This window comes from Marinobacter vulgaris (assembly GCF_003344045.1).
Lineage (GTDB): Bacteria > Pseudomonadota > Gammaproteobacteria > Pseudomonadales > Oleiphilaceae > Marinobacter > Marinobacter vulgaris.
On record NZ_QFWX01000002.1, the window covers coordinates 285,143 to 298,422 of the forward strand.

Here is a 13,280-nt window from a genome sequence, read left to right on the forward strand (position 1 = left end):
GGTTTTCCAGCGCCATTCCGGTAGCATGCGTCTCCCGCGAAACCCATTGCCGAATCCGGACAAAGGCTGGTTGACTCTCATGTCCAGATCCCCGACTACAACACAGCCTCCCTCAGACATGGATCCGCACCGCCTTGCCCTGGTTGCCGCGGCAACACCAAACCTGCTGGTCATGCTCGATGAGGTCGGACGCATTGAGTGGGTGAATCCCAGTTTTGAACAACAGACCGGTTATTCTTTGGCCGAAATCCGGGGATGCTTCCCGCGGGATGTCCTTTATGGGCCCAACACCGATCCCGAGACCACACAGCGCATTAACCAGAAGCTTCACAGCGGCGAAGTGATCGACGAGGACATTCTCCACTACACCAGGTCAGGGACTCCCTACTGGGTTCACACCTATTGCGTCCCGATTGGTGGTGAGGGGGAAATCGCGCCCGGGTTCATCGCTATCCAGAACAATATTGCCGACCGGAAGAACAGCGAACGTGGCCTGCGCATCGCCGCCAGCGTATTTGACCGCAGCCATGAAGCGATCATGATTTCCGACCAGGCGAACCGGATTCTCGATGTGAATCCGGCATTTTCAAGAATCACCGGCTACGGTCGGGAAGAGGTTCTGGGGCTCAACCCGGCCATTCTCAGTTCCGGCCGCCATTCCGGGGCCTATTACCAGTCCATGTGGCATTCGATCGAAAAAACCGACCACTGGCGGGGTGAAATCTGGAACCGCCGGAAAAACGGTGAAGAGTACATTGAGCTGCTCTCCATCAGCCGCGTTCATCTTGAAGAGCCCGGCCAGTACTACCACGTTGCCGCGTTTTCCGATATCACCACCATCAAGAACCACGCCAGGGAACTGGACCGTGCCGCCAATTACGATGACCTGACCGGCCTGCCCAACCGGCAACTGCTGGAAGAGCGCCTGCGCACCGCCCGCCATCACGCCGACCGGCAACGTCGTTGCCTGTCGGTCTGCTACCTGGATATCGACGGCTTCAAGGTCATCAACGACCGGCTGGGCAATGCGGCGGGGGATCAGACACTGCGGGCCCTGTCAGAGCGGCTGACAAGAACATTGCGCAGTGGCGATACCGTGGCGCGGATCGGCGGCGACGAGTTTGTCCTTCTGTTACAGAGTGAGGATAACCATGACGCCGTCTACCAGCGCATTCTTGCCACCATTGGCGAGCCCGTTGCGGTGTGCGGGCAGAGCGTCACCCTCACTGCCAGCCTTGGCATTACCCGCTACCCTGAGGATGGCGCAGATGCCGAAAGCCTGATTCGCCACGCCGACCAGGCGATGTACTCGGCAAAAGAGAAAGGCCGCAACCAGTATCACTTTTTCGACCCCGGGCTTGATGAGCATCGTCGAAACCGTCGCAACCAGTTGATGGCCATCACGCGGGCACTGGAGAATGACGAATTCGAGCTGTTTTTCCAGCCCCAGATCCGGCTCGCCGATTGTCAGGTGCTGGGTTTTGAAGCGCTGATCCGCTGGCGCCATCCCGACAGGGGCCTGATCTCGCCCGGGGAATTCCTGCCCATTGTCGCGAACAGTCACCTGGAAGTCCCGCTGGGGCAATGGGTGCTGAAAGAAGCCATTTACCAGATGAACGCCTGGAAAGAAACGGGCGAAGACATGGCCGTCAGCATCAATATCAGCGCGCCGCATCTGATGGACCAGAGTTTTGCCGACTACCTTGAGAGCTATCTTTGCAGCCATCCGGAGGTGAATCCGGGACAAATCACCCTGGAGGTGCTGGAATCAACCGCCCTTGAAGACACCAAGCGGGCCAGCAATGTGCTGGCCCGGTGCCAGGCCCTGGGCCTTCAGGTGGCACTGGACGACTTTGGCACCGGCTTCTCGTCGCTCACCTACCTGCGCAAACTGCCCGTGGACATCATCAAGATTGACCAGAGTTTCGTGCGGAACATGCTGGTCGATGCCAGTGATCACGCCATTGTGGAAAGTGTGATATTCCTGGCACAGCGGTTTGACCATCCGGTACTGGCCGAGGGGGTGGAAACCATGGAGCACGCCCGGGCGCTGCGGCAGCTTGGCTGCGACTTCGTCCAGGGCTATGGCTTCGCCCGCCCCATGCCGGCCGACCAGGTTCTTGAATGGACCAGGCGGTGGACAGAGACTGCTAGCGATAGCGCTTCTGGTTTAATGTTGTCAGCCGGTCAGGGTGGAAAACCATCAGCCCGGTGACAAAGGCGCCATTTACAAATCCCTCGGGAATCATGAACAGGGGGAGATAGCGCAGGTATTCGTGAACCAGCTCGTCGAAGCTATACACCCCGGCAGACCACAGCATCAGGCACATCACCACGCCCGCCACCGCAACAGAGATACCGGCCCCAAAAAAACCGCAGAAGAAGATGTACGCAAAGAAGTTGCGGAAATTGCGCTTCCGCTCCCACAGCATGATGCCGTAACTGACCAGGGCCGGCACCATTACCGTGACCAGTCCGTTGGCAGCGAAAGCGATCAGCGGTTCACGCCCGGTAATGACTGTAATCACCAGGGCCATCAATCCCGCCAGCACTGCCAGCCGCCACCCCATCATCAGGGTAACGAGGGTCATACCAAACACGTGGATGAACAGGCCCGGAGAAATCCCCGCACGCAACTGCCAGACAAACCCCAGCACAACCGCAGCGCCGAAAAAGGAATGTTGCAGGGCCTGGTCGCGGCGGAACTCCGACCAGTCAATGCCGCGAACCGCGTTAACCAGTATCGCCAGGAATATCAGCCCGGTAATGATCAACTGGCTGCCAGAGAGCAGGTTCTCTGTCATCCCCATCGTTTGGATACTCCGATTCAGAGCGTCGAGCCGCCAACGCACAAGGCCTGGTCAGTGTTTGCCAGGCTTTATAGGCACTCAGAAAGACCTGACCTCCAAGGTTCGCCAGCAGCTCTGTGTCCCCGAGACGGTCCATTACAGGTCCTTTTACGTCCGAAAGATGCAGGCGGACGCCCGCATCTGTCAATCGCTCATTGATGGCTTCCAGGCTCTCCAGTGCTGACGCGTCAACAAGATTGACTGCCGTGCATACCAGCACCAGATCCTGCAGCTCCGGTTGCCGGGTTACCAGGTCCATCACGGTCTCCTCCAGAAAGCGGGCGTTGGCAAAATACAGGCTTTCATCCACCCGCAGGAAGGTCACCTTGGGGCACAGCTCCACCTCATGCCGAAGTATGTTGCGAAAATGCTCGGTGCCCGGAACCCGGCCAATCACGGCGCAGTGCGGGCGACTTGTGCGATACAGGAAAAGCCCGATGGACAGGGCCACTCCCGCGACGATGCCGGCCTCAACACTGTGCACCAATGTCAGCACAATGGTGGCGAGCATGGCACCGAAATCCGGTCGGGAATAACGCCATGTCCGGCCCAGGGCCGGAAGATCGATCAGGGTGGTGACAGCCACAATGATGGTCGCCGCCAGCGTTGCCTGGGGCAGGTACGCAATCGCCGGCGTCAGGAACAGGGTTGCCAGGGCAATGCCCACTGCCGCATAGGCGCCCGCTGCCGGTGTTTCAGCACCGGCATCAAAGTTAACCACGGAGCGGGAGAATCCCCCCGTAACCGGCATGCCACCGGAAAAGCCGGCGCCCAGATTGGCGGTGCCGAGGCCAATCAGTTCCTGATCGGGATCGATCCTCTGGCGGCGCTTGGCGGCCAGGGTCTGACCCACGGACACCGACTCAACAAAGCCGACCACGCTGATCAACAGGGCACTGACCGCCAGCTGCTGCCACAACTCCACATCGAGGCTGGGCATGGTGAAATCCGGCAAGCCACGGGGCACATCACCCACCAGGCGCACCCCCTGAGCATCAAGCTGGAACTGCCAGGCCAGCAGGGTGGTAACCAGAACCGCCAGAATGGGGGCGGTCTTGGTCATGATATCGGCTGTTCTGGGCGCCATCCCCGTAGCCATAAGCAACGGCTTCAGGCGCTTGCGGGCGAGCACCAGGAACAGCAACGCTCCGGCGCCAACCGCCAGGGTAGCCAGGTTGGTTTCCCCCAGCGACAGGATCAGCGACTGGCCAATGCTCAGCAGGTTATGCCCGGAGGCCTCGATTCCGAAAATGTGCTTGAGCTGGCTGGCCGCAATGACAATACCGGAGGCGGTGATGAAACCGGATATCACCGGGTGGCTGAGAAAATTGGCCAGGAAGCCGAGCCTGAGAATCCCCATCAGCGTCAGCATCAGCCCTGACATGACAGCCAGAAGCACCGCACCGGCAATGTACTCCGGGGTACCTGACTCTGCCAGTGGTGCCAGGGCAGCCGCCGTCATCAGCGAAGCCACTGCCACCGGTCCCACGGACAATGTCCGGCTGGTGCCAAACACCGCGTAGATCATCAGTGGCAGGATACTGGCGTATAAGCCAACGTGGGCCGGCAGGCCGGCAAGCAGGGCGTAGGCCAGCGACTGCGGGATAAGCATTACCGTCACAATGACCGCGGCCACCAGATCGCTGGTGGCCTCACCACGGCCGTATTGTGGCGCCCACTGGAAGATGGGCAGATAGCGTTTAAGATTCATCGGGAATCTCAGAACAGGTTGACCGGCACTTTCAGGTAAACCTGTCCGTTGTCCTCGGCAGGCGGCAGATGCCCTGCCCGCATGTTCACCTGCACTGAAGGCAGAATCAGCCGGGGCATGTCCAGAGTGGCATCCCGTTCGGTCCGCATCTTCACAAACTCTTCTTCGGAAATGCCCTCGTGGACATGAATATTGGCTTTGCGCTGCTCCGCAACAGTGGTCATGTGCTGGTATTCATCGCGCCCCGGCGCCTGGTAATCATGGCACAGGAAAATACGGGTCTCCTGCGGCAGCGACAGAACCTTCTGGATGGACTGGTAAAGGGTGCGGGCATTACCGCCGGGGAAATCGCAACGGGCGGTGCCGTAGTCCGGCATGAACAGGGTATCCCCGACAAAAGCGGCATCTCCGATCACGTAGGTCAGGCAGGCCGGGGTATGGCCCGGCGTGTGCAGTACCCGACCCTCAAGATTGCCGATCTGGAAGCGGTCGCCCTCTTCAAACAGAGCATCAAACTGGCTGCCATCCCGGGCAAATTCGGTACCGGCATTGAATGCCTTGCCAAAAATCTCCTGAACCTCGACGATGTGGGCGCCAATGCCGGTTTTACCGCCGAGCTCATTGTGCAGGTAGGGCGCTGCCGACAGGTGGTCCGCGTGAACATGGGTCTCGATGATCCACTCCACCTTGAGTTTTTTTCCGCGTATATAGTCGATGATCTCGTTCGCCGAGCGCACATCGGTCTTGCCCGCCGCATAGTCGAAATCGAGAACGGAATCGATGATCGCGCAGGCATTGCTGTCAGGATCGCTGACCGCATAGCTGAATGTGTTGGTAGGTTCGTCGAAAAAGTGCTGGACGAGTGGATTGGCCATAGTCCTCATCTCCCGTGATTCGTATTTAGTTCTAAGCATATACTAAAATGAAATATCATGGGAAATGAAGTTTTGCTATAGGTGCGATGGCTTTTAAGTCCGGATTGCGGGGTAACATGCTGCAGGGCTGGGCATTACCCCTGATAACGGCGACAATCACCACAGGGACGACCTTTCAAGGAACAGGAGCCGCCGACGGCCATGCCACCGAAAACGCCACTCACCGAGCCGCCAGGCAAGCAGGAAGACAAGCGCGCACTCTGGTCCTGGGCCCTCTACGACTGGGCCAACAGCGCCTTTTTCACCATTATCCTCACGTTTGTCTTTGCCCAGTACTTCAGCGTATCAGTGATGCAGAACGAGGTGAAAGGCACCGAGGCCTGGGGCTATATTGTCGGCATTTCCGGCGTGCTTATCGCCATTCTTGCGCCCATTCTGGGCGCCATTGCCGATCAGTCCGGCAGGCGCAAGCCCTGGTTTATCGGCTTCACGCTGCTGTGCGTAATCTCCTGCGCCATGCTGTGGACGGTGACGCCCGACCAGAGCCAGTTCTGGAATGCCGCCCTATGGGTAGGCCTGGCCACACTCGGTGCCGAATTCGCCTTCATCTTCTATAATTCCATGCTGCCGGATCTGGCCAGCCAGGACCGCACCGGACGCTGGTCCGGCTGGGCCTGGGGCCTGGGTTATGTAGGCGGTGTTCTTAGCCTGGTGGTGGCGCTGTACGGCTTTATCGAAGTGGATGCCAACCTGTTCAACCTGGACCGGGACCAAGCCGAGCACGTTCGCGCCACTTTCATACTGGTTGCAGTGTGGTACCTGGTGTTCGCGCTGCCGGCCTTTTTCTTCATCCCCGACCGGCCATCAACTGGCCTGAGGCTGGCAGCGGCTACCCGCGCCGGTTTTGTGCAGTTGAAAGAGTCCATTATTCACGTCCGTCAATACAAGGACATCGTGCGCTTCCTGATTGCCCGTATGCTCTATACCGATGGCCTGGCGACCATCTTTACCTTCGGAGGCGTGTACGCCGCCGGCACCTTCAACATGGGCTCCACGGAGGTCCTGCAGTTTGCCATTGCCCTGAACGTGACGGCCGGGCTGGGCGCCCTGGGATTTGCCTGGATTGACGATGCCCTGGGCGGGCGCAACACCATACTGCTGTCACTGGTCGGCCTGGGCAGCAGTGCCCTGGGCATCCTGCTGGTGGACGGGGCCACGGCCTTCTGGATATGGGGCATGATACTGGGGATATTCGTCGGACCGCTGCAGTCTGCAAGCCGTTCCCATCTGGCACGTGTCGCGCCACCGCACCTGCAGACCCAGATGTTCGGCCTGTTTGCCTTTTCGGGCAAGGCCACAGCGTTCGCCGGCCCGCTGCTGGTGGGCTGGGTCACCTCGGTGACCGACAGTCAGCGCTGGGGCATGAGCACCATACTGGTGTTCCTGGTGATCGGTTTCCTGCTGATGCTCAAGGTGCCGGCGACTGAAGTCCGCAAGAAAAAAGTACCAGCGGCCGCCGGGACTCAGGGAGAGGCTGAATAATTCTCCTCGGGACAAGCCGGTCTCAATCTAAAATTGATATACTTTGTGGCAATTCCGATGTTGTACCAGCGCTTGTCGCACAGGAACAGACCCTGACCAAGGCAAACCAGAAACCGGGAGCTCCATTGCAATACAGGTGGGCCATATCACTCGCTATGCTACTGACGCCAGCCACGATCCAGGCGCTGTCACTGACCGAAGCTCTGGACATCATCAGACAGGAATCAATCACCCTGCAGGCGCTTTCGGCTGAGACCCGGCAGGCAGAAGCTGTCCATCAACAGTCTTCACAGGCCTATCTCCCCTCCGTCAGCGCCGACGCTTCCTGGCTGCGTGCGGACTCCTCCCTGATCAGCGGTGTACCGGTTCCGGAGTTTGGCATTCCCCCCACCATTCAGCGCACCGATTTTGGCCCGGTGGAAGGCACCGTGACCGGAGTTCAGGTGGTGCAGCCACTGTTTAATGCAGATGCCATCAAACTGAGACAGGCGGCTTCCCTGAAGCTTGATGCCCGCCGTTATGCGGAGCAATGGGGGCGCCAGGCGATTCGTCTGGAAGTCTCCCGCCTTTACTTCAACGTTCTGCGGCAGCGTGAGCGGCTGGAGGCCATACTGGTGTCCCATCAGGCAGCCCGACAGGCTGCAACGCTGGCGCATGCCAGCTACCGGGAAGGTCTCGCCTCGCGCCTGGACACTGAGCAGGCGGATGCCGAACTGGCGGCGATTGAGGCCCGCATCGCCCACGCCCGGGCAAAAAAGCTGCAAACGCAGGTTGAGCTGGAAACCTTTCTGGGCATGTCTCCTGGTCAGGCGCCTGATCTCACCACCCCCTTACCGCAACCTTCACCCCCTGTCCGCATCGATGATGCCCGCGCACGGAAAGACCTGCAGGCTCGACAGCTAGCAGCTGAGGCGGCCAGCGCCGATACCAGCGCATCCAGGGCAGAGTGGATGCCCAGGGTGAATCTTCTGGCAAGGCAACAGTGGATTGACGGCAATGAGCCTCTGAATGGAGACACGGATGGATGGCTGGTCGCCATCAATATCCAATGGACCATTTTTGATGGCCTGTCGCGTCAGGGCAGAATCGCCGAATCCAGGGCGAAGGAACAACAGGCCCATATTGAGCTGGAGGGTCTCGAGCGCCGCATTCAGCGGGAGCAGACCATCGCCATGAGTGGCTGGCAGGCCAGTTGGGCAGGCTGGCACGCGGCCCGGAAGGCAACGGAAGCTGCACGACGGGCAGAGCAGCTCGCCCTGAGACGCTACGAGGAGGGTATCGGCTCCATGACCGATCTGCTTGCGGCTCAGGCGCGGCTTGACCGCCAGCGCACCAACCTTGTTGACGCAAGATACCAGGCTGTTCTTGCCGGTATGAACTACCACCTCCAGAACGGCCATGATCCGATTCTGGCTGTTCGGGAGCAACTCCCATGACCAGACTCGCACTGGTGTTCTCGACCCTGTTCCTGGCTCTGGCGGGGTGTTCTGACCCGACACCCTCAAAAACCTCTGAAAAAGCGGAACCTGTTGCCGTCACCGTGGCTGCAATCACTGAGTGGGACTATCCATCGACCCGGCAGCTGCCGGGCATCGTAAGGCCCGGAAAGCGTGCCATTCTGAGCACCCGGGTTGCCGGCACCCTGATCTCCGTTACCAGGACACCGGGCGATGAGGTAGCAACCGGCGAGTTGCTTGCCACCATCGACGCCAGAAACATAAAGGCCGCCATCACCGCTGCCCGGGAAAAAATTGCCGCCGCCGAGGCGGCAGTGGCACAGGCCAGGCTGGACAGTGACCGTCTTCAGAGGCTTTATCAGGAGGATCTGATTGCTCGTGTTCGTACAGAGCGCGCCAGGGTCAAGCTCAAGGAGCTGGAGGCGCAGCTGCAGGCGGCGCAATCCGAGCTCAAAGCGCAGCGAACCAACCTCAGCTACACACGTCTGACATCGCCCTTCGACGGCCTGGTTGTCGAAACCCTCGTGGACAGTGGCAGTTTTGTCGGTCCCGGCCAGCCGCTGCTGGTTCTGGAGGAGCGTCAGAGTATGAGGATTGATGTGCCGGTTTCCGGCGACCAGGCCGCCTCCCTGGTCCAGGGCCAGACACTTTCCGTTATTGCGGGACCGGAAGACGATCTTTACCAGGCTCAACTGGTCAGTGTAATACCCGCTCTCAACGACACGGGAACCGGCCAGCGATTGCGGCTCGCCATCGACACAGAAACCCCCAACCTGTCACCGGGCCAGGTGGTTTCGGTGGTGGTTCCTGTCGCAGAGGCAAAGGTCCGCAACCCGGGTTCGGTGGCTCTGCCCCGAGAAGCGCTTATTCGCAGAGGACAGCTGACCGGCGCACTGGTGGTGCGAGAGCCGGATGAAGCGTCCTCCGGGGACTCCGCCGTTGTTACTTTGCGGTGGATCAAGACCTCTGCCACACCGGCGAGCGCAACGGACCTGATCCCCGTTACCCAGGGGCTCGAGGTGGGCGACCGGGTGGTGCTGAACCCTTCCCCGGATCTTCAGGATGGTCAATCGGTGATTGTTGAAACTACCGGTGCAGACCATGGCAAAGGATAAGATGCGTCTGGGGCTGGCAGGGCATATTGCCAACCGGTTACTGGACTCACCTGTTGTGCCGCTGTTTATCATCGCCTGCCTGCTGCTGGGCGGTTATGCCCTGCTGATCACGCCCCGGGAAGATCGACCGGACATCGACGTGCCGACGGCTCTGGTACTCCTGCCCTGGCCCGGGGGCGGTGTAGAGCGGGTCGATGAGCAGCTTGCCCGTCGCACTGCCAGTTGGGTACGTGAAATTGCTTCTGTCAGCGAGGTGCGAAGCAGCAGCTCCAATCATGCTGCGTTGCTGTCTATTGAGTTTGAGGCCGGCACCGACAAGGCCACCGCATTCTCAAAACTTGACGAACTGTTCGGGGCCCGCGCCAGCGAACTACCGGAAATGGCCGGTCCTCCCCGTATCGAAACCTATGGCGAGTCAAGGCTGGTGGTCCTTCTGGCCACCATTACCAGCAAAACCGTGGGCCCCGAAGGCCTCGAAAACATCGCGGGCGAGCTCTCGGCAGACCTTCTCACTCTTCCCGGCGTGAGAGATGTCGGGCGCTTTGGTGGAAACCGGTCTGCGATCGAAATCATGCCCAGGCCAGCGGATCTGGCGGCCCGGAAAATCCCCCTGAACCAGCTGGCCGAGGCCATTGCCGGGGCAAACCGGCGCGTGCCAACAGGCCGGCTGGAAGGCATGCCGGTGACCGACCTTCAGGTAGGCATGGATTTCACCAGCCCAGCACAGCTTGGCCGCATTCCGGTAGGCAACGACGGCAGTGGGCCCGTGTACCTCGACGAGGTGGCAGACATAAGACTTGGCAGCGTGCAACAGAATCATGCTGTCCTGCACTGGCAAAAGGGCCAGTCAGCCCCCTTCCCCGCCGTCACCCTGGCGGTAACCACACTCAAGGGCATGAATGTCAGTGACATTACGCGGCAGGTTCAGCAACGGCTGACGGAATTTTCAGAGCGGTCGCTACCCGACGACGTGCAGATGGAGATTACCCACGATGCGGGTACAGATGCCACAGCACGGGTCTATAACGTTCTGTTCCAGCTGCTGTCGGGAACACTGGTCGTTGTCGGAATCATCTGGCTGGGTCTTGGCTGGCGCGCTGCCGTGATCATCGCCATCATGATGCCGGCATCGCTGTCGATTGTTCCCTATCTCTATCACCATCTGGGTTTTACCCTCAACCCGGTATCCATAGCGGCGATGATCCTGGCTATCGGCATTCTCTCCGACGATGCCGTGGTCATGCTGGAAAACGTATCCCGGCACTTTGAGCGGGCCGGGGAAAAAACCCGCGAGCTGACGGTCAAAGCGGTCAACGAAGTGGGCAATCCCACGATACTGGCAGATTTGCTGGTGGTGGCGACCCTGCTTCCCACCGCTTATATCACCGGAGAAATGGGCCAATATGTCCGTGCCATTCCTATTGGTGCCTCAGCCGCTGTCCTGTTTTCCCTGCTGATAGCGCTCACCATCACGCCCTACTTCGGTTTTCGCCTGCTGAAAGTCAACGCCAGCGCTTCCACGAGCCAGGACGCCCGGGACACACCTTTCGTAGGCTACTATCGCCGTGTCCTTGCCCCTTTTCTGGCTGCAGCCTGGCTACGCTGGCTGTTCTATCTGGTACTTGTCATTCTGCTTGTCGGCAGCTTTTCACTGGTTGCCTTGCGGACCGTCCAGATTGGCCTGACGCCCCTGCTGGACCGCAATGTCTTTGCCGTTAATATCGAGCTGCCACCGGCCTCGACCCTGACCGAATCCCTCACAGCGGCCTCAGAGATCAACCGGCACCTGAGAGAGGTTCCGGAGGTGGGTGGCGTCACTATTTATTCTGGCCTGTCAGCACCGCTGATCTATCCCCCGGAAACACTCTCGTCGCCCGCGCCAAAGGCTCCCCGGGACCTGACGCTGCACGTGATTCTGGTTCCCGAAGAACAACGGGACCGCCAGAGTTACCAGGTCAGCCGGGAAGTTGCACAGGACCTGAATGGCTGGCTGGAACCCTATGACGGCAAAGGCCATATCAGCCGCATACCATCCGGCCCCAGCAGTGATCGGGCTATCACCGCTGAAATCTACGGGCCCGATCCGGAAACCCGCCGAGCGGTCGCGCATCAGGTGGCGCAGTGGCTGGGCGAACAGGAAGGGGTGATATCGACGGATCAGAGCCCCTCGCAACCTCTACCTCGCCTCAGCCTGAATGTGGATCCGGAGCGGGCAGCAACATTTGGTGTTATTCCGGCAGAGGTCACGCGCACCCTCTACCTCGCCCTGGAAGGAGAAACCCTGGCAGACTGGTCCGGCAAAAGCCATTCCCGCGAGCCAATTCCCATCATACTCAGGCTGGCGAAATCGGACCGGGAAACGGAGCAGGCCATCAAAAGTCTCTACGTCATCAATGCCGATGGTCAGCCGGTATCCCTGGAATCCGTTCTGGCGTTTAACTACCAGGATGGCGAGCACGCGCTCTTTCGCCGCGGACTGCTGCCGGTAACAACCGTGTTCGCAGACCTGGACCGCTCCCTGGCGCAGCCACTGACTGTTCAGCTTGAATCGCCAACCCGCATAGAAGATACCGGGGTGAGCTGGCTGAGGCCGCCGGCTGACGCTACCGAACCAGTGATCTACTGGTCAGGAGAGTGGGAAATGACCCGGGATGTCTACAGGGACCTGGGCGTGGCAGGGCTTGTCGTCATGGTGCTGATCTACGTGTTGCTGGCCGGCTGGTTTGGCTCCTACCGGCTGCCCCTGTTAATCATGTTACCTATCCCGCTGATCTTTATCGGCGTGATTCCCGCCCACTGGGCCTGGGGCATCAACATTGCCGGTACGGGTGTGTTGGGCGTGATCGCATTGGGAGGCATCGTCACCCGCAATGCCATCCTGCTGGTGGATTTCATCGAGAAAAGGCTGGACGAGGGCATGGAGATCAAAGAAGCGGTGGTCCAGGCCGGAGCCCAGCGTACCCGCCCGATTATCCTCACCGCAGCCACCGTGATGTTTGGCAGCGGTGTGCTGATCTTCGAACCGTCACTGGAACCACTCGGCCTTACCCTGGCCAGTGGCGTTCTTGTGTCCACCTTCCTCACCCTGCTGCTGATTCCGCTACTCTACTTCCATGCTTTCAGTGGTCGCCCCCGCCATGACTGAGGTGACTTTCACAGTCACAACTCCAGGACAAGGTTTCTGCCGCCAAAGAAAAGCACCCAGACCGTCACCGTCGCCCAATGAATGATGACTGGCACCCAGATCGACCGCGAGAGCACATAACTGTAGCCGCATGTTATGCCGAGGGCACAAACGATCATCAGAAACCAGGGATCCAGGAAAAGAGGAATGGCAGTGTGATTGAACGCCAGCGCATTGACCGGATGCCATGCAACGTAGGCTGCCGTGCTGATGACCACGGCCCCGGTAGCCTTGGCCGCGCCAGACTTCAATACCTCTCGCGGGATGAGCACGCCCCTGAACAAGGCTTCCTCAAGTAACGAGGGAAAAACAAACAACAGGATGGGCAACAGGGGCGCGATCTTCGAATCCAGCAATTCGACCTTCAACAGTCCGCCTTTAAAACCGACCAGTAGTGCTACGGCCGTGAATAGGGGCACCAGCGCCCAGGCTTTCAGCGGGGCCCGGAAAGGTGACGTCCGAAAACTCTGACCGAAATTCTGGCGGAGGTAGTCTCGAACGTATTCTCGAAGGGACTCGGTCATCGATTGGTTGCCTCGCGAATAAT

9 protein-coding genes are annotated in these 13,280 nt (G+C 59.6%); 5 read left to right on the top strand and 4 right to left on the bottom strand.

Features of this window, described 5'->3' with window-relative positions:
• The first annotated feature begins 79 nt into the window (after nucleotides 1–79).
• A complete protein-coding gene (locus DIT71_RS04580) occupies nucleotides 80–2,215 on the top strand; it encodes a sensor domain-containing protein (protein WP_114612030.1) in 2,136 nt (711 codons plus the stop codon).
• Here DIT71_RS04580 and DIT71_RS04585 read toward each other — a convergent pair.
• From DIT71_RS04585 to DIT71_RS04595, 3 genes are read right to left on the bottom strand one after another with little or no spacing between them, the layout of a single operon-like run.
• Entirely contained in the window at nucleotides 2,151–2,810 is a 660-nt protein-coding gene (locus tag DIT71_RS04585; protein ID WP_114612031.1) for an energy-coupling factor ABC transporter permease, read from the bottom strand. The two genes, DIT71_RS04580 and DIT71_RS04585, sit on opposite strands and share 65 nt — an antisense overlap.
• Nucleotides 2,734–4,560 carry a SulP family inorganic anion transporter gene (locus DIT71_RS04590; protein ID WP_114612032.1) on the bottom strand — a complete coding sequence of 609 codons (1,827 nt, stop codon included), beginning with the start codon at nucleotides 4,558–4,560 and terminating at the stop codon, nucleotides 2,734–2,736. Before DIT71_RS04590 ends, DIT71_RS04585 begins: the two co-directional genes overlap by 77 nt.
• Before the next feature lie 8 nt (nucleotides 4,561–4,568).
• The gene (locus tag DIT71_RS04595; protein ID WP_114612033.1) at nucleotides 4,569–5,435 is read right to left on the bottom strand and encodes an MBL fold metallo-hydrolase; all 867 of its coding nucleotides are present in this window, start codon (nucleotides 5,433–5,435) and stop codon (nucleotides 4,569–4,571) included.
• A gap of 201 nt (nucleotides 5,436–5,636) precedes the next feature.
• On the opposite strand from DIT71_RS04595, the gene DIT71_RS04600 reads away from it, so the two are divergent.
• From DIT71_RS04600 to DIT71_RS04615, 4 genes are all read left to right on the top strand, one after another.
• On the top strand, nucleotides 5,637–6,977 hold the full coding sequence (locus DIT71_RS04600; RefSeq protein ID WP_114612034.1) for an MFS transporter: 1,341 nt from the start codon (nucleotides 5,637–5,639) through the stop codon (nucleotides 6,975–6,977).
• A 125-nt stretch (nucleotides 6,978–7,102) separates the two neighbouring features.
• Nucleotides 7,103–8,413 (top strand): TolC family protein, encoded by a 1,311-nt coding sequence (locus DIT71_RS04605; RefSeq protein WP_144114475.1) that lies wholly within the window; start codon nucleotides 7,103–7,105, stop codon nucleotides 8,411–8,413.
• Nucleotides 8,410–9,549 carry an efflux RND transporter periplasmic adaptor subunit gene (locus DIT71_RS04610; protein ID WP_114612036.1) on the top strand — a complete coding sequence of 380 codons (1,140 nt, stop codon included), beginning with the start codon at nucleotides 8,410–8,412 and terminating at the stop codon, nucleotides 9,547–9,549. Before DIT71_RS04605 ends, DIT71_RS04610 begins: the two co-directional genes overlap by 4 nt.
• The gene (locus DIT71_RS04615) at nucleotides 9,536–12,694 is read left to right on the top strand and encodes an efflux RND transporter permease subunit (protein WP_114612037.1); all 3,159 of its coding nucleotides are present in this window, start codon (nucleotides 9,536–9,538) and stop codon (nucleotides 12,692–12,694) included. Before DIT71_RS04610 ends, DIT71_RS04615 begins: the two co-directional genes overlap by 14 nt.
• Before the next feature lie 14 nt (nucleotides 12,695–12,708).
• On the opposite strand, the gene DIT71_RS04620 is transcribed toward DIT71_RS04615, so the two are convergent.
• Complete coding sequence (locus tag DIT71_RS04620) at nucleotides 12,709–13,257, bottom strand: CPBP family glutamic-type intramembrane protease (RefSeq protein ID WP_114612038.1); 549 nt, start codon at nucleotides 13,255–13,257, stop codon at nucleotides 12,709–12,711.
• Nucleotides 13,258–13,280 lie beyond the last annotated feature (23 nt).

What these genes read in the sequence shown, in the direction of transcription:
- DIT71_RS04595 (WP_114612033.1), bottom strand. Translation starts at nt 5,435, where the DNA reads ATGGCCAATCCACTCGTCCAGCACTTTTTCGACGAACCTACCAACACA.
- DIT71_RS04600 (WP_114612034.1), top strand. Translation starts at nt 5,637, where the DNA reads ATGCCACCGAAAACGCCACTCACCGAGCCGCCAGGCAAGCAGGAAGAC.
- DIT71_RS04585 (WP_114612031.1), bottom strand. Translation starts at nt 2,810, where the DNA reads ATGGGGATGACAGAGAACCTGCTCTCTGGCAGCCAGTTGATCATTACC.
- DIT71_RS04610 (WP_114612036.1), top strand. Translation starts at nt 8,410, where the DNA reads ATGACCAGACTCGCACTGGTGTTCTCGACCCTGTTCCTGGCTCTGGCG.
- DIT71_RS04580 (WP_114612030.1), top strand. Translation starts at nt 80, where the DNA reads ATGTCCAGATCCCCGACTACAACACAGCCTCCCTCAGACATGGATCCG.
- DIT71_RS04620 (WP_114612038.1), bottom strand. Translation starts at nt 13,257, where the DNA reads ATGACCGAGTCCCTTCGAGAATACGTTCGAGACTACCTCCGCCAGAAT.
- DIT71_RS04615 (WP_114612037.1), top strand. Translation starts at nt 9,536, where the DNA reads ATGGCAAAGGATAAGATGCGTCTGGGGCTGGCAGGGCATATTGCCAAC.
- DIT71_RS04590 (WP_114612032.1), bottom strand. Translation starts at nt 4,560, where the DNA reads ATGAATCTTAAACGCTATCTGCCCATCTTCCAGTGGGCGCCACAATAC.